The sequence below is a fragment of the Streptomyces sp. NBC_01298 genome (genome assembly GCF_035978755.1).
Taxonomy (GTDB): Bacteria; Actinomycetota; Actinomycetes; order Streptomycetales; family Streptomycetaceae; genus Streptomyces.
Genome location: NZ_CP108414.1, coordinates 6,186,155 through 6,202,221, shown reverse-complemented (window position 1 = coordinate 6,202,221; position 16,067 = coordinate 6,186,155). Strand labels below are relative to the sequence as shown.

Sequence of the window (16,067 nt, the reverse complement as noted above, 5' to 3'; positions counted from 1 at the left end):
CGCAAAGGTTGAGCTTCGCCCGGCCGGAGCCCGGTCCGGGGCCACGGGAGCCGACGGGTCCACCACCACCGTCAGCACGCTCGCGGCCAGCATGCTGACCAGCCCGAGCCCGGCCGCGAGCCGCCTGGCCGGCGGTACGGAACCCAGCACGGCCAGCGCCGCCCGCGCCGGGGAGGTACGCGGCCTGCGGTGCCGCGCCGCGGCCGCGGGAAAGACCGGCGCCCCCTTCGGCCGCTCCGGCACCCGAACACCGGGGGCGGGTCTGGGGCCGGGGCCGGGGCCGGGCGCAGCCAAATCCAGCCCGTCCGGCGTTTGAGGACCGGGGTCCGGGGCTGAGCCCCGGCTGGGGGTCCCCCCGGACGGAGTCTGGGGGATGGGCGAAGGGCGGGTAGGGGACACGCCCCGCGCAGCGGCAAGGGACACGGGCAGGGCGACGTGCAGCGGGTGGCGCATAGGGGCGGCGGCCTTTCGGAAAGCGGATGCGGAAGCGGCTCGACCGCGGGGACGAAAGCGGACTCGGCCGCGGCGGCCGACCAAGGGCGGGCTCACAAGCCGAAGCACTCCGCGTGGATCCGCCCCGCCGGCACCCCCGCCCGCAGCAGCGCGGACTGGGTGGCGTCCGCCATCCCGGGCGGCCCGCACAGGTACACGTCGTGCTCGGCCAGCTCCGGGACCAGCGCGGCCAGCGCCTGTGGGGCCAGCGGGTCGAAGGCGGCGCCCGACGGCCCGAGCAGGTAGTGCAGCCCGGCCTGCCGTTCGGCGGCGATGGCCTCCAGCTCGGAGCGCAGGACGAGGTGCTCCTCGGCACCCGCCCGGTAGAGCAGGGTGATGTCCCCCGGCCCGCCGGGCAGCGTCTCGAACAGGGCCCGCATCGGGGTGATCCCGACCCCGCCGGCGATCAGCAGCACCTTGGTCCGGGTCCGCCGGGCCGCGGTGAGCGCCCCGAAGGGCCCGGTGGCGAGGACCCGGGTGCCGGGCCGCAGCCGGCGGATCCGGCGGGAGTGGCCGCCGAGGGCCTTCACGGTGATGCGCAGGGTGTTCCCGCGGACCGGCGCCGACAGCGAGAACGGCAGCGCGGTGTGCCACAGCCTGCGCTGGAGGAACCGCCAGCGCAGGAACTGCCCCGGCTCCGCGCGCAGCTCCGCGAGGTGCTCCCCGTAGACGAGGACGGAGACCACCCCGGGCCCCTCCGCGCGGACCTCGGCGACGCGCAGCGCGTGCCGCAGGGCCTGGCGTACGGGCACCACGGCGCGGTACCAGAGCAGCAGGACGGCGACCACGGCATGGGCGAGGGCCCAGAACCAGACGACGAGGGCCAGGTCGGGCCCGGCGAGCTGGTGCCCGAAGGCGAGGGCGGCGGCGAGGTACACCAGGAGGTGGACCCCGCGCCAGGTTTCGTGGCTGACCCGGCGGCGTACGGAGCGGGCGGAGGTGATGCCGACGGCGACCAGGAGGACGGTCCCGATCGCCGCGGCGGCCAGGGCCGGGTATCCGAGCAGCTCCCGAACCGCCGAGAGCACGTCGGCCCCCTCGTGCACGGCGTAGCCGCAGAGCGCGAAGGCCGCGTGCCCGAAGCAGAGCAGCAGGACGTGGCGGCCGCCCAGCGCGTGCCAGCGGGCGAGCCGGGCCGCGCCCACCCCGTGCTCGACGGCGGGGACCCGGGCCATGAGGAACAGCAGGACGAGCACCCCGTACCCGGCGAGCAGCCCGGACAGGTGCGCGGCGGTCGCGAACAGCGCGTCCAGCCGGGCCGAGGGCCGCACCTGCACGGCCCACAGCAGGGCGACGGTCCCCGCCCCGCCGAGTATTCCGCCCTTGACCCGAACCGCCATGTCCCGCTCTCGCATACGGCCACGCTACGGGCGCTCCGGCGCTCTCCCGGGCCCTCCCGGTGATCCTTAAGGCGGCCTTGAGGAACGCCTCACGGACCCTTAACCCGCACGCTGAGGTCGAGGTTCCGTCGGGGAAACAACGGCGATGCCGTGGGGAAACAGCGGCCGCGCACTCTCGTGTCATGACCTCGGAACAGCAACGCGTGGTGGTGATCGGCGGCGGCCTCGCCGGCCTGCGGCTCGCCGCCCGGCTGGGCGGGGACGTCCGCGTCCTCGGTGAGGAGGAGCACGCCCCCTACAACCGGGTCCTCCTCGCGGAGGTCCTGGCCGGCCGGTACGCGCCGGAGGTGGCGGCCCTCCCGGCCCCCGGCCCGGCGCTGCGCCGGGGCGTGCGGGCGGTACGGATCGACCGGGCGGAGCAGGTGGTCCACTGCGACGACGGCTCGGTCGAGCGGTACGGCACCCTCGTGCTGGCCACGGGGTCGAACCCGGTCCTCCCTCCGCTGCGCGGCCTGTTCGAACCCCAGGGCCGGGAGCTCCCCGCGGGTGTCCACGCGTTCCGCACCATGGAGGACTGCCTGGCCCTGTCGGCGGCCGTACGCCCCGGCGTGCGCGCGGTGGTGATCGGCGGCGGCCTCCTCGGCGTCTCGGCGGCCCGCGCCCTGGCCGAGCGGGGCGCCCAGGTGGTCCTGGCGCAGCAGGGCGAACGCCTGATGGAACGCCAGCTGGACGCCGAGGCCTCGGAGCTCCTGCACGAGCACCTGACCACCCTCGGCGTCGAGATCCACACGGAATGCCGGGTCCGCGGCCTGTCGACGGCGTTCGAGGAGCGGTCCCAGGCAGAGCCCGGAACGCCCCGCCGGGTGACCGGCGTCGACCTCGCCGTCGGCTACCGCCTCGACGCCGACCTCGTCGTACTGGCCTGCGGCGTCCGCCCCCGCACGGGACTGGCCCTCGCCGCCGGCCTGGACGTCCGCACCGGCATCCTCGTCGACGACGAGCTGCGCACCAGCGACCCCCGCGTCCACGCCATCGGCGACTGCGCCGAGCACGCGGGCCGGGTGTACGGCCTGGCCGGCCCCGCCCTCGAACAGGCCGACGCGCTCGCCGGGGTCCTCATCGGGACCGGCCGGGGACTGGCCGCGGACCCCGCCTACGGCGGCACCCGCGCCCTGACCCGCCTCACCCTCACCGCCGGCGGCGACCGGCCCCTCGATCTCGCCGCCTTCGGCGAGACCACCCCGCTCCCCGGCGACGACGTGGTCCGGCTCACCGACGCCACCCGCCGCACCTACCGCAAGGTCGTCATCCGCGGCGACCGCCTCGTCGGCGGGGTCCTGCTCGGCGAACTCTCCAGCGTGGGCGCCCTCGCCCGCAGCTGGGAGGACGGCGCGCCCCTCACCGACCAGCACGGTCCCACCGACCTGCACCACCTGCTCACCGACGACGGAGGCTCCTGATCATGGCCGCAGCCACGCCCCATCCCGCCCCGGCCACCGCCCAGGCCACCTCCCCCGCCACCGCGCCCGCCCTCGTGCTCATCGGTCACGGCATGGTCGGCCAGCGCTACCTGGAGGCGCTCGCCGAACTCGGCGCCACCGCCACGCACCGGATCACCGTGCTCTGCGAGGAGCCGCGGCCCGCCTACGACCGCGTGCACCTGACCTCGTACTTCTCCGGCAGCACCCCCGAGGACCTCTCCCTCACCCCCGCCTCCTTCATGGCGGAGCACGGGATCGCCCTGCACCTCGACGACCCCGCCGAGAGCATCGACCGCGAGGCCCAGACCGTCACCTCCCGCTCGGGGCAGGTGTTCCCGTACGACGTCCTCGTGCTGGCGACCGGCAGCTACCCCTTCGTGCCGCCCGTCCCCGGCAAGGACGCCCCGGGCTGTTTCGTGTACCGCACCATCGAGGACCTCCTCGCGATCGAGGAGTACGCCAAGACGCGGACCACCGGCGCCGTGGTCGGCGGCGGCCTGCTCGGGCTGGAGGCCGCCGGCGCGCTCAAGGGCCTCGGCCTCGCCACCCGCGTCGTGGAGTTCGCGCCCCGGCTGATGCCCGTCCAGGTCGACGAGGGCGGCGGCGCGGCCCTGCTGCGCACCATCGAGAACATGGGACTCACCGTCCACACGGGCGTCGGCACCCAGGAGGTCCTGACCGGCGAGGACGGCTCGGTCAGCGGCATGAAGCTGTCCGACGGCTCCAGCGTCGCCACCGACCTGGTCGTCTTCTCCGCCGGCGTCCGCCCCCGCGACCAGCTCGCCCGCGACAGCGGCCTGACCGTCGGCGAACGCGGCGGCATCTCCGTCGACGCCCACTGCCGCACCTCCGACCCGCACGTCTACGCCATCGGCGAGTGCGCGCTGGCCTCCGACGGCCGCGTCTACGGCCTGGTCGCCCCCGGCTACGAGATGGCGGAGACGGCCGCCGCGGACCTGCTGGGCCGCGAGAAGGAGTTCACCGGCGCCGACCTGTCCACCAAGCTCAAGCTCCTCGGCGTGGACGTGGCCTCCTTCGGCGACGCCCACGGCGCCACCGCCGGCAGCCTCGACGTCGTCTACTCCGACTCCCGCTCCGGCGTCTACAAGAAGGTCGTCGTCTCCTCCGAGGGTGTGCTGCTCGGCGGCGTCCTGGTCGGCGACGCCGACTCCTACGGTCTGCTCCGCCCGCTCACCGGCTCCGTACCGCCCGTCACCCCCGAGCAGCTGGTGCTGCCCGCCGGCGCCGGCGCACCCGTCGCCCTCGGCCCGGCCTCGCTCCCGGACGGTGCGGTGATCTGTTCCTGCCACAACGTCACCAAGACGGCGATCACCGCCTACACGACGGTCCCCGAGGTGAAGAAGTGCACCAAGGCGGGCACCGGCTGCGGGAGCTGCCTGAAGGTGATCGGCCAGCTGATGCCGCCGGCCGCCGACAAGGGGCTCTGCGACTGCTTCTCCTTCACCCGCGCCGAGCTCTACGAGATCGTCCGCACCCTGCGCGTGACCTCGTACGAGAAGCTCCTCGACAGCCACGGCCGCGAGGAGGCGCGCGGCGGCGAGGGCTGCGAGGTCTGCAAGCCCACCGTCGGTTCGATCATCGCCTCGCTCGCCCCCACCCTCGGCGCGAGCGGCTACGTCCTGGACGGGGAGCAGGCCGCCCTCCAGGACACCAACGACCACTTCCTCGCCAACCTGCAGCGCAACGGCTCGTACTCGGTCGTCCCGCGCATCCCCGGCGGCGAGATCACCCCCGACAAGCTCATCGTGATCGGCGAGGTGGCCCGCGACTTCGGCCTCTACACGAAGATCACCGGCGGGCAGCGCATCGACCTCTTCGGCGCCGCCATCGACCAGCTCCCCCTCATCTGGGCCCGGCTCGTCGAGGCCGGCTTCGAGTCCGGGCACGCGTACGGAAAGGCCCTGCGGACGGTGAAGTCCTGCGTGGGCCAGACCTGGTGCCGCTACGGGGTCCAGGACTCCGTACGGATGGCCATCGACCTGGAGCTGCGCTACCGGGGCCTGCGCGCCCCGCACAAGCTCAAGTCGGCGGTCTCCGGCTGCGCCCGCGAGTGCGCGGAGGCGCAGAGCAAGGACTTCGGGATCATCGCGACGGCGAGCGGCTGGAACCTCTACGTCGGCGGCAACGGCGGGGCCACCCCGCGCCACGCCGACCTCCTCGCCCAGGACCTGTCCGACGCCGAACTGGTCCGGCTCATCGACCGGTTCCTGATGTTCTACATCCGCACCGCCGACCGGCTGGAGCGCACCTCCACCTGGCTGGACCGGCTGGAGGGCGGCCTCGACCACCTGCGGGACGTGATCGTGCACGACTCGCTCGGGCTGTGCGCGGAGCTGGAGTCGCAGATGACCGACCACGTGGCGCACTACCGCGACGAATGGGCCGAGACCCTGGACGACCCGGAACGGCTGCGCCGGTTCGTGTCCTTCGTCAACGCCCCGGGCGCCCCCGACCCCAGCGTGAAGTTCGTCCCCGAACGCGGCCAGGTCAAGCCCGACCTGACCGTCCTGACCCTGGAACCCCTGGGAGGCACCCGATGACCGTGGAACTGCAGGTGGCGGAGGGATGGCTCACCGTGTGCGAGCTGTCGGCGCTGATCCCCGGGCGCGGGGTGGCGGCGCTGCTGCCCGACGGGAGCCAGGCCGCCGTGTTCGTCGACCGTGCGGGACGCCCGTACGCCATCGGCAACCGGGACCCCTTCACCGGGGCGCAGGTGCTCTCGCGCGGGCTGGTCGGCTCGGCCTCGGGACGGCTCTTCGTGGCCTCGCCGCTGCTCAAGCAGCGCTTCGACCTGGAGTCGGGGCACTGCCTGGACGACGAGGAGGTGGCGGTCCGGACGTACCCGGTACGGACCGCCGCGACCTGAGGTCTGAGACTCAGCCCTGGACCATCGACGGGTCCATCCACATGATCTCCCAGGTGTGACCGGAGAGGTCGTCGAAGGCGCGGCCGTACATGACCCCGTGGTCCTGTGCGGGACGGGGCTCGGTGGCGCCGGCCGCCAGGGCCCCGTCGACGAGCTCGTCGACGGCGTCGCGGCTCTCGGCGCTCAGACACAGCAGCACTTCGGAGGTCTTGGTCGCGTCCGCGATGTCCTTGTGGGTGAAGTCCTTGTACCGGGCCTCGGTCAGGAACATGGCCACGATCGAGTCGGTGATGGGCATCGAGGCGCAGTTCTCGTCGGTGAACTGGGCGTTGAAGCCGTATCCGAGCTTGCCCCAGAAGGTCTTGGTGGCCTCCAGGTCCTTGACCGGCAGGTTGACGAAGATCATGGTGGACGACGTGGAGGACATCGGGGTCTCTCTTCTCTCGGCGCGTTCCGTTGCTTTCGAGAGGTAGACCGCGGGGGCTCGGGGAACTCATCGCTCCCGGCGAAGTTTTTTCGAGATTTCCTCGACGCGCGACGGACGTGCAGGTCAGGCCGTCATCGAGCGCAGTTCCAGGGCCGCCAGCGGTACGAAGCCCAGCCCGTCGGCGCTCTCCAGCGAGGCGTCGGCGCCGGCCAGCCGCTTGTGCAGGGTCAGCGCGATCCGCTCGCCCTGGGCCTTGGCCCGCTCCGCGTTCGGCCCCCGGTGCAGTCCGTCGATCGTGGCCCGCCACAGCTGCACCCAGCGGCCGAAGTCCGCGGCGGTCATCGCGCGGGCCGACTGGAGCGCCGCGTGCGGGGCGAAGGCGTCGCGCCGGTAGTCGGCGCTGCGGAAGAGGGCCCGCTCCCAGAAGTCGGTGATCCGGGGCAGGTGCACGTCGAGGTCGGTACCGGCGATCTCGGTGAAGAAGGGCCCGATGCGCGGATCGGCGAAGGCCGCCGTGTAGAAGCGGCGCAGGACGAGGTCGAGGTCGGCGCGGCCGGTGATGTCGGTGACGGCGGCATGGGGGTTCATCACTCCACCATGCTCCCGCACCGGGCCCCTCCCCAGGGCAGAAAGTCCCGCATTAAGCCGTCCAGAGCCGCTTCGATACCGCTTCGGCGGCTCTCTCGCACCCTCTCCGATTTCCGGAAATCCCCCGGGCTCATTGACCTCGTGCCGGTCGCTCCCGCGTCATGTGGAATTGATGTCGCGTCAACTCCACGCTCCTAGGTTCCTCCACGCGTGCGTGACTCCCGCCCGACCGGGCGCGGAGCCCCTCCTCCACAGGAGTGACCGTGGAACGTCGTACCTTCCTTCGCGGGGCCGTCATCGGCTCCTCCGCCGCCGCCTTCGGCGGCACGCTGATGCACGGCGCGGCCTACGCGGCCCCCGCCCAGCCCGGCGCTGGACCCTACGGAGCGCTCGGCGCCGCCGACGCCAACGGCATCATGCTGCCCGCGGGCTTCAGCAGCCGGGTGATAGCCCGCTCCGGCCAGACGGTCCCCGGCACCTCGTACAGCTGGCACAGCGCCCCCGACGGCGGCGCCTGTTTCGCCGACGGCACGGGCTGGATCTACGTGTCGAACTCGGAGATCAACCCCTCCGGCGGGGCGAGCGCGGTGAAGTTCGACTCCTCCGGCACCGTCACCGGCGCCTACCGGATCCTCTCCAACACCCGGCAGAACTGCGCGGGCGGCAAGACCCCGTGGAACACCTGGCTGTCCTGCGAGGAGGTCAGCCTCGGCTACGTCTACGAGACCGACCCCTACGGGGTGAACGCGGCCGTGCAGCGCCCCGCGATGGGCCGCTTCAAGCACGAGGCGGCCGCCGCCGACCCGGTCCGCCAGGTCGTCTACCTGACCGAGGACGAGACCAGCGGCTGCTTCTACCGCTTCATCCCCACCACCTGGGGCAACCTCTCCTCCGGCACCCTCCAGGTCCTCAAGGCCGGCACCGCCACCTCCGGCTCCTTCACCTGGGCCAATGTCCCCGACCCGGACGGTTCGCCGACCACCACGCGCACCCAGGTCTCGGGTTCGAAGAAGTTCAACGGCGGCGAGGGCTGCCACTACGCCAACGACACCGTGTGGTTCACGACCAAGGGCGACAACCGGGTCTGGCAGCTCAACCTCGCGAACAGCACCTACGAGCTGGCCTACGACGACTCCCTGGTCCCCGGCGGCAACGCCCCCCTGACGGGCGTCGACAACGTCACGGGCTCCTCGTACGGCGACCTGTACGTCGCCGAGGACGGCGGCAACCTGGAGATCTGCGTGATCACCCCGGACGACGTGGTCGCCCCGTTCCTGCGGGTCACCGGCCAGTCCTCCTCGGAGATCACCGGCCCGGCCTTCTCCCCCGCCGGCAACCGCCTCTACTTCAGCAGCCAGCGCGGCACGAGCGGCAGCTCCACGGGCGGCATCACCTACGAGGTGACGGGGCCCTTCCGCACCTGACCCCGACGGCGCCGCGTCCGGCCGCGCCCCGGCGGGCTCACGAACCCGCCGGGGCGCGGCCGGTCACGACATCACGGCCCCGCCCTTGAGCAGCGCGGCGCCCAGCGGCGTCACCGTGTGCAGCACCGCGTTGCCGCGCCGCAGCGTGGTGACCAGCCCGGCCTCCCGCATCACCCCGGCGTGCTGGCTCGCGGAGGCCAGCGACACCCCGGCCCTGCGCGCCAGCTCGCTCGTGGTGGCCCCGTCACCGATCGCCTGGAGCACCACCGACCGGGTGTGCCCGACGAGCTTGCCCAGGGTGAGCTGGCGGTGCCTGCGCCGCTCCTCCGCGGGCCGGGCCGCCTCGCCGCCGGCCTGCGCGGAGGAGAGCTCGGCCGCCGCCGGATACACCAGCACGGGCGCCAGCTCCGGATCGTGCAGGGTCACGGCCGTGCGCCGGCAGAAGAAGGAGGGCTGGAGCAGCAGCCCGCGCCCGCGGAGCCGTACGTCCCGCTCCACCGGGTAGTCGCACTCCAGCACCGGCGCCCGCCAGCGCAGCATCGGCGGCAGCGAGGCCAGCAGCTCGTCCGCTCCCCCGTCGAGCAGCGCCCGCCCCCGCGCGGCACGCTCGGCCTCGATCTGCGCCTGGATGTGGCTCCAGTACGGCTCCACGGCCGCCCGGTGGTACCCGCGCAGCTCCCCCAGCAGCCGGGGCAGGTGCGCGGTGTCGCCCTCCATGAAGTCCCGCAGCCGCCTGGGCACCGGGCTCTCGGAGCCGCGGTGCGCACCCCCGTCGGCCGTCCCCGGCATCCCGAAGGCCGCGGCCATGCCCGAGCCGGCCTCCACGCCCCGCCCGAGGAGGGTGAGCTCGCGGCGCAGCCGCTCGGGGCGGATCCCGCGCAGCGCGTCGAGGCCCACGTCCCACCCGTACTGCCCCTCCGTGGGGGTCAGAAAATCGGGGAAATACCCGCGGCTCGGTATCAGCGCGCCGAGAAGTCGTGTTTCACCATTCAACCTGGTGCGTGTTTCCGCACGCCAATCGCCGAAGAGCCGGGTATCGCGCCGGTCCCTTAAGCGGTGAAAACTCAAGATGGTTTCCCACAACGCATCCGGACGCCCTGCCATCCTTACGCGCGCGAGGTCCACTCCAGTGAAATGGATACGCAGCACCCGAACCCCCACCTGTGCAACCGCAATCCCCCCGCCCCTTGAGTATGCACGCCGTCACACGTGGTCACCATGGCCTTTCAGCCACAGTTGAAACCCCTTTCGGCGAAGGTGTGACAACCGAAATCCTGTACTCCGCCGGGCACACTCCGGCGCGACCGAAACGCTCCGCGAAGGCCGTGGGGGGCTTTGCGGGGCCTGGCGGTCGGTCGCACCGGGAAGCGCCGACGTGTCCGGCGGATTGGCGGCAGGCGGTGGACGGGTGGGGATCCGTCCACCGCCTGTTGCCGTTAAGGCATCTGGAACAACATTGAACCAATACTGGGCCGGGGGAACGCCGGGGAACAGCGGGGAACACCGCCCCGGAACGCCCCGGAAGGCCGGGGAAATAGACGCGCCTGCCACCGGACGTCAGGGAACCCGGGGGCAGGCGCGGTCAATGGGGGCCCCGGCATCGGGGCCGCGGAGGGGTCAGCGGCTGTCGCTGCCCTTCGCCTCGGCGGCGGCGCGGCCGGCCTCCAGGCGCGCGACCGGAATCCGGAACGGCGAGCAGGAGACGTAGTCCAGGCCGACCTCGTGGAAGAAGTGGACGGACTCGGGGTCGCCGCCGTGCTCTCCGCAGACACCGAGCTTGAGGTCGGGGCGGGTGGCCCGGCCGGCCTCGACGGCGCTGCGGACCAGCGTGCCGACGCCGTCGCGGTCGATGGTCTCGAAGGGCGAGACCCCGAAGATGCCCTTCTCCAGGTAGGCGGTGAAGAAGCTGGCCTCGACGTCGTCGCGGGAGAAGCCCCACACGGTCTGGGTCAGGTCGTTCGTGCCGAAGGAGAAGAACTGCGCGGCTTCGGCGATCTGGCCGGCGGTCAGGGCGGCGCGGGGCAGCTCGATCATGGTGCCGATGGTCAGCTTGAGGTCGGTGCCGGTGGCGGCCTCGACCTCGGCGATGACCTGGTCGGCCTCCTCGCGGACGATCTCCAGCTCCTGGACGGTGCCCACGAGCGGGACCATGATCTCGGCGCGCGGGTCGCCCTTGGCGTTCTTGCGCTCGGCCGCGGCCTCGGCGATCGCCCTGACCTGCATCTTGAACAGGCCGGGGATCACCAGACCCAGGCGGACGCCGCGCAGACCCAGCATCGGGTTCTGCTCGTGCAGCTTGTGCACGGCCTGGAGCAGGCGCAGGTCGTTCTCGTTGGCGTCCTTGCGGGACTCGGCGAGGGCGACGCGCACCGACAGCTCGGTGATGTCGGGCAGGAACTCGTGCAGCGGCGGGTCGAGCAGGCGGACCGTGACGGGCAGCCCGTCCATCGCCTCGAACAGCTCGACGAAGTCCTTCTTCTGGAGCGGCAGGAGGGCACTGAGTGCCTCCTCGCGCTCGTCGTCGGTGTCCGCCAGGATCAGCCGCTCCACCAGTTCGCGGCGCTCACCGAGGAACATGTGCTCGGTGCGGCACAGGCCGATGCCCTGGGCGCCGAAGCGGCGGGCGCGCAGCGCGTCCTCGGCGTTGTCGGCGTTGGCGCGCACCCGCAGGCGGCGTACGCGGTCCGCGTAGGCCATGATCCGGTGCACGGCGGCGACGAGCTCGTCGGCGTCGTCGGCGCCGGCGTGCATGCGGCCCTCGAAGTACTCGACGACCGGGGACGGTACGACGGGTACCTCACCGAGGTACACCTTGCCGGTGGAGCCGTCGATGGAGACGACGTCGCCCTCTTCGACGACCGTTCCGCCGACCGTCATGCGGCGGCGCTTGGTGTCGACCTCGAGGTCCTCGGCGCCGCAGACGCAGGTCTTGCCCATGCCGCGGGCCACGACGGCGGCGTGCGAGGTCTTGCCGCCGCGCGAGGTCAGGATGCCCTCGGAGGCGATCATGCCGTCGAGGTCGTCGGGGTTGGTCTCGCGGCGGATCAGGATGACCTTCTCGCCGGAGCGGGACCACTTGACGGCCGTGTAGGAGTCGAAGACGGCCTTGCCGACGGCCGCGCCCGGGGAGGCGGCGATGCCGCGGCCCAGCAGGGTCGTCTTGGCGCCCTCGTCGAAGCGCGGGAACATCAGCTGCGCGAGCTGGGCGCCGTTGACGCGCTGGAGGGCCTCGGCCTCGTCGATCAGGCCCTGGTCCACGAGCTGGGTGGCGATGCGGAAGGCGGCGCCGGCGGTGCGCTTGCCGACGCGGGTCTGCAGCATCCACAGCTGGCCGCGCTCGATGGTGAACTCGATGTCGCAGAGATCCTTGTAGTGGTTCTCCAGCGTCGTCATGATCGTCATGAGCTGGTCGTACGAGGCCTTGTCGATGGTCTCCAGGTCCGCGAGCGGCACGGTGTTGCGGATGCCCGCGACCACGTCCTCGCCCTGGGCGTTCTGCAGGTAGTCGCCGTAGACGCCCGCGTGGCCGGTGGCCGGGTCGCGGGTGAAGGCGACACCGGTGCCCGAGTCGGGGCCGAGGTTGCCGAAGACCATGGAGCAGATGTTGACCGCGGTGCCCAGGTCGCTCGGGATGCGCTCCTGGCGGCGGTAGAGCTTGGCGCGGTCGGTGTTCCAGGAGTTGAAGACCGCTTCGACGGCGAGGTCGAGCTGCTCGCGGGCGTCCTGCGGGAACTCGCGGCCGGCCTGCTTGGCGACGATCTTCTTGAAGCGGGTGACCAGCTTCTTGAGGTCGGCGGCGTCGAGGTCGGTGTCGACGGTGACCTTCTTGGCGGCCTTGGCCTCGTCGAGGGCTTCCTCGAACAGCTCGCCGTCCACGTCCAGGACGGTCTTGCCGAACATCTGGATCAGGCGGCGGTACGAGTCCCACGCGAAGCGCTCGTTGCCGGCCTGGGTGGCGAGACCGGCGACGGACTCGTCGGAGAGGCCGATGTTGAGGACCGTGTCCATCATGCCCGGCATCGAGAACTTGGCGCCGGATCGCACGGAGACCAGCAGCGGGTCGTCCGACTGGCCGAGCTTCTTGCCCATCTTCGCCTCGAGGGCGGCGAGGTGCGCGCTGACCTCCTCGCGCAGCTCGGCCGGGGCCTCGCCGCTGTCGAGGTAGACCTTGCAGGCCTCGGTGGTGATGGTGAAGCCGGGAGGGACCGGCAGACCCAGGTTGGTCATCTCGGCGAGGTTGGCACCCTTGCCACCGAGAAGGTCCTTGAGGTCGCGGTTGCCCTCCGTGAAGTCGTAGACGAACTTCTGATCTTTGTTTTCCGACACGGGTCTCGACTCCTCGAGGCTCGGTGGCTGCCCTGACGGCCAGGAACATACCCAGATCGAAGGCTTATGGGTACGTCCACTTGGCCGTCATATGGCCTTAACCACCTGGGTGCCAGCCAATCGAATGTAACTGACGAGTAGCCAAAACCTACGAAGACCCTTCAGATCCCGAAGGATGAGGTGCTCACCGAGGCTTGTTTGCGCTCGGATGAGCGATCATCGATCCATTTGCGTTCAAGAGTTGAACGAACAAAGGGTGGCACCCAGTGCCACCCTTTGAAAGTCTTATCCGTGACTACAGTGCTCATCTGAGCGAAACCTCACCCATGCGTGGCGTATGTCACGCCACCGACGGCACGTTTTGCCACCCGTTTCTCAGCCTCCGGACGTGTCCAGTTCGGCGTCCTCGCTCACGCCCGCGCAGTCGTACGGATCGTTCAGCCAGCCCTCGGGCAGGACAACTCGGTTGTTTCCGGACGTACGACCCCTGGGGCCGTCCGCGCTGTCCGGCCAGGGCTGGTCCAAGTCCAGCTCGCTCAGATGAGCATCCAGCTCGGCCAGAGAGGAGGTCACGGCGAGCTTCTGCCGCATCTCCGAGCCCACCGAGAAGCCCTTGGTGTACCAGGCCACGTGCTTACGGAAGTCGATCACCCCGCGCGCCTCGTCGCCGATCCACTCCCCCAGCAGCTCGGCATGGCGCAGCATCGTCCGTGCGACCTCGCGAAGGGTCGGCTTGTGGAAGTCCTCGGGGCGGCCCTCGAAGGCCGCGACCAGGTCGTTGAACAGCCACGGGCGCCCCAGGCAGCCGCGTCCCACCACCACGCCGTCGCAGCCCGTCTCGCGGACCATCCGCAGCGCGTCCTCGGCGCACCAGATGTCTCCGTTGCCGAGCACCGGGATCTCCGGCACGTGCTCCTTGAGCCGTGCGATGGCCTCCCAGTCGGCGGTGCCGCCGTAGTGCTGGGCGGTGGTGCGGCCGTGCAGGGCTATGGCGGTGACGCCCTCCTCGACGGCGATCCGGCCGGCGTCGAGGTAGGTGAGGTGGTCGTCGTTGATGCCCTTGCGCATCTTCATCGTCACCGGCAGGTCACCGGCGCCCGCGACGGCCTCGCGCAGGATCGCGCGCAGCAGGTTGCGCTTGTACGGGAGGGCCGAGCCGCCACCCTTGCGGGTGACCTTGGGCACCGGGCAGCCGAAGTTGAGGTCGATGTGGTCGGCGCGGTCCTCTTCGACGATCATGCGGACCGCCTTGCCGACCGTCGCGGGGTCGACTCCGTACAGCTGGATCGAGCGGGGCTTCTCGGTCTCGTCGAAGTGGATCAGCTGCATGGTCTTCTCGTTGCGCTCGACCAGGGCCCGGGTCGTGATCATCTCGCTCACGAACAGCCCCTTGCCGCCCGAGAACTCGCGGCACAGCGTACGGAACGGGGCATTGGTGATGCCGGCCATCGGCGCGAGCACCACCGGGGGCTGCACGGTGTGCGGGCCGATCGCGAGAGGCGGGGGGAGCGTGGTCATCCCACCATTGTGGCCCAGCCGCGCCGTTGATCGCATGTCGTTAGTTAGGCGTACTATCGGCCCCATGGACGAGCTGACCCAGCGGCGGCGCCTGCTGATCCTGGCGATCTGCTGCATGAGCCTGCTCATCGTCAGCCTGGACAACACCGTCCTGAACGTCGCGCTCCCCGCCATGCGCCGCGATCTGCACGCCTCCGTGGCCGGCATGCAGTGGACGATCGACGCGTACACGCTGGTCCTGGCCTCGCTCCTGATGCTGGCCGGCTCCACCGCGGACCGGATCGGCCGCCGCAAGGTCTTCACGGCCGGCGTCGTGCTCTTCACCGCCGGCTCGGTGCTCTGCTCGCTCGCGCCCAGCCTGGGCTGGCTGATCGCCTTCCGGATGATCCAGGCCGTCGGTGGCTCGATGCTCAACCCGGTCGCCATGTCGATCATCACCAACACGTTCACCGACCCGAAGGAGCGCGCCCGCGCCATCGGCGTCTGGGGTGCGGTCGTCGGCCTCTCCATGGCCGCGGGCCCGCTGATCGGCGGCCTGCTCGTGGACTCGGTCGGCTGGCGGTCCATCTTCTGGATCAACCTGCCCGTCGGCGTCCTCGCCCTCGTACTGACCCTTCGCTACATCCCGGAGTCCCGGGCCGACCACCCGCGCCGCCCGGACCCGGTCGGACAGCTGCTGGTCGCGGGGCTGCTCGGCTCGGTCACGTTCGGGATCATCGAGGCCCCCTCCGCCGGACTGCGCTCCCCGCTGATCCTGGGCTGCGCGCTCGTCGCCGTCCTTTCCCTGGGCGGGCTGCTGGCCTACGAGTCACGGCGGGCGGAGCCCCTGATCGACCCGCGGTTCTTCCGTAGCGCCCCCTTCAGCGGGGCCACCGTCATCGCGGTCGGCGCCTTCGCCGCACTGTCCGGGTTCCTGTTCCTGAACACCCTCTACCTCCAGGACGTACGGGGCCTGGACGCCCTGGACGCGGGCCTGTACATGCTGCCGATGGCGGCCTTCGCCTTCCTCTGCGCCCCCGTGTCGGGACGGCTCGTCGCCACCCGGGGACCGCGGCTGCCGCTGCTGGTCGCGGGCGGGACGATGGGGGCGAGCGGACTGCTGTTCGCCGCCTTCTCGGCCGAGAGCTCGACGCCGATGCTGTTCTGCGGGTACGTGCTCTTCGGCATCGGGTTCGGCCTGGTGAACGCGCCGATCACCAACACCGCGGTCTCCGGGATGCCGCGCTCCCAGGCCGGCCTGGCCGCGGCGGTGGCCTCCACCAGCCGGCAGACCGGCGGGGCGCTGGGCGTGGCGATCGTGGGCGCCGTCCTGGCCGCCGGGATGGCCGGCGGGTCCGGCTCCGCCGCAGACTTCGTCTCCGCGGCCCGGCCGGCCTGGTGGATCATCACGGTGTGCGGACTGCTCGTCCTGTGCGTCGGCTTCGCCACCAGTGGCGGCTGGGCCCGGGAGACGGCCCTGCGCACGGCCCGCGCGCTGGAGCCGCAGGCCGGCCCCGCGCGCACGGGCGCCTCGCCGCGGCACTGAGCCGGGGCCGGGCGGCTGCTCGCGTGCCCGTCCGAGCGCCTGAGTGCCTGAGCACCTGA

Annotated in this window: 11 protein-coding genes; 5 read left to right on the top strand and 6 right to left on the bottom strand. The window is 71.8% G+C overall.

The genetic code is table 11. The features are described from left to right. Positions 1-545: 545 nt before the first annotated feature. Positions 546-1,847, bottom strand: a complete 1,302-nt coding sequence (locus OG730_RS28130; RefSeq protein ID WP_327306845.1) for a ferredoxin reductase family protein — start codon at positions 1,845-1,847, stop codon at positions 546-548. A 167-nt stretch (positions 1,848-2,014) separates the two neighbouring features. Between OG730_RS28130 and OG730_RS28125 the strand changes: the two genes are divergently transcribed. From OG730_RS28125 to nirD, 3 genes are read left to right on the top strand one after another with little or no spacing between them, the layout of a single operon-like run. Then, the gene (locus OG730_RS28125; RefSeq protein WP_327306844.1) at positions 2,015-3,292 is read left to right on the top strand and encodes an NAD(P)/FAD-dependent oxidoreductase; all 1,278 of its coding nucleotides are present in this window, start codon (positions 2,015-2,017) and stop codon (positions 3,290-3,292) included. 2 nt (positions 3,293-3,294) lie between these two features. Beyond that, positions 3,295-5,874: a nitrite reductase large subunit NirB gene (gene nirB / locus OG730_RS28120; protein WP_442815036.1), complete on the top strand. Its 2,580-nt coding sequence runs from the start codon at positions 3,295-3,297 to the stop codon at positions 5,872-5,874. Then, positions 5,871-6,200: a nitrite reductase small subunit NirD gene (nirD, locus tag OG730_RS28115; RefSeq protein WP_327306843.1), complete on the top strand. Its 330-nt coding sequence runs from the start codon at positions 5,871-5,873 to the stop codon at positions 6,198-6,200. Before nirB ends, nirD begins: the two co-directional genes overlap by 4 nt. 10 nt (positions 6,201-6,210) lie before the next feature. Here the strand turns inward: nirD and OG730_RS28110 are convergent, their stop codons facing one another. Beyond that, on the bottom strand, positions 6,211-6,627 hold the full coding sequence (locus tag OG730_RS28110) for a VOC family protein (RefSeq protein WP_327306842.1): 417 nt from the start codon (positions 6,625-6,627) through the stop codon (positions 6,211-6,213). 123 nt (positions 6,628-6,750) lie between these two features. Next, a complete protein-coding gene (locus OG730_RS28105; protein ID WP_327306841.1) occupies positions 6,751-7,215 on the bottom strand; it encodes a group III truncated hemoglobin in 465 nt (154 codons plus the stop codon). Positions 7,216-7,478: 263 nt separating this feature from the next. On the opposite strand from OG730_RS28105, the gene OG730_RS28100 reads away from it, so the two are divergent. Further along, on the top strand, positions 7,479-8,639 hold the full coding sequence (locus tag OG730_RS28100) for an alkaline phosphatase PhoX (protein ID WP_327306840.1): 1,161 nt from the start codon (positions 7,479-7,481) through the stop codon (positions 8,637-8,639). 63 nt (positions 8,640-8,702) lie between these two features. Here the strand turns inward: OG730_RS28100 and OG730_RS28095 are convergent, their stop codons facing one another. From OG730_RS28095 to dusB, 3 genes are all read right to left on the bottom strand, one after another. Beyond that, positions 8,703-9,788: an ArsR/SmtB family transcription factor gene (locus OG730_RS28095; protein ID WP_327306839.1), complete on the bottom strand. Its 1,086-nt coding sequence runs from the start codon at positions 9,786-9,788 to the stop codon at positions 8,703-8,705. 468 nt (positions 9,789-10,256) lie between these two features. Then, positions 10,257-12,965 (bottom strand): pyruvate, phosphate dikinase, encoded by a 2,709-nt coding sequence (gene ppdK / locus OG730_RS28090; protein ID WP_327306838.1) that lies wholly within the window; start codon positions 12,963-12,965, stop codon positions 10,257-10,259. Between the two features lie 375 nt (positions 12,966-13,340). Continuing rightward, positions 13,341-14,483: a tRNA dihydrouridine synthase DusB gene (dusB, locus tag OG730_RS28085; RefSeq protein ID WP_254382970.1), complete on the bottom strand. Its 1,143-nt coding sequence runs from the start codon at positions 14,481-14,483 to the stop codon at positions 13,341-13,343. Positions 14,484-14,547: 64 nt separating this feature from the next. Between dusB and OG730_RS28080 the strand changes: the two genes are divergently transcribed. Further along, positions 14,548-16,008 (top strand): MFS transporter, encoded by a 1,461-nt coding sequence (locus OG730_RS28080; protein ID WP_327306837.1) that lies wholly within the window; start codon positions 14,548-14,550, stop codon positions 16,006-16,008. Positions 16,009-16,067: the final 59 nt, after the last annotated feature.

Bases quoted from the DNA above. Each gene is read 5' to 3' on its own strand.
- OG730_RS28130 (WP_327306845.1), bottom strand. From the start codon at position 1,847: ATGCGAGAGCGGGACATGGCGGTTCGGGTCAAGGGCGGAATACTCGGC.
- OG730_RS28125 (WP_327306844.1), top strand. From the start codon at position 2,015: ATGACCTCGGAACAGCAACGCGTGGTGGTGATCGGCGGCGGCCTCGCC.
- nirB (WP_442815036.1), top strand. From the start codon at position 3,295: ATGGCCGCAGCCACGCCCCATCCCGCCCCGGCCACCGCCCAGGCCACC.
- nirD (WP_327306843.1), top strand. From the start codon at position 5,871: ATGACCGTGGAACTGCAGGTGGCGGAGGGATGGCTCACCGTGTGCGAG.
- OG730_RS28110 (WP_327306842.1), bottom strand. From the start codon at position 6,627: ATGTCCTCCACGTCGTCCACCATGATCTTCGTCAACCTGCCGGTCAAG.
- OG730_RS28105 (WP_327306841.1), bottom strand. From the start codon at position 7,215: ATGAACCCCCATGCCGCCGTCACCGACATCACCGGCCGCGCCGACCTC.
- dusB (WP_254382970.1), bottom strand. From the start codon at position 14,483: ATGACCACGCTCCCCCCGCCTCTCGCGATCGGCCCGCACACCGTGCAG.
- OG730_RS28080 (WP_327306837.1), top strand. From the start codon at position 14,548: ATGGACGAGCTGACCCAGCGGCGGCGCCTGCTGATCCTGGCGATCTGC.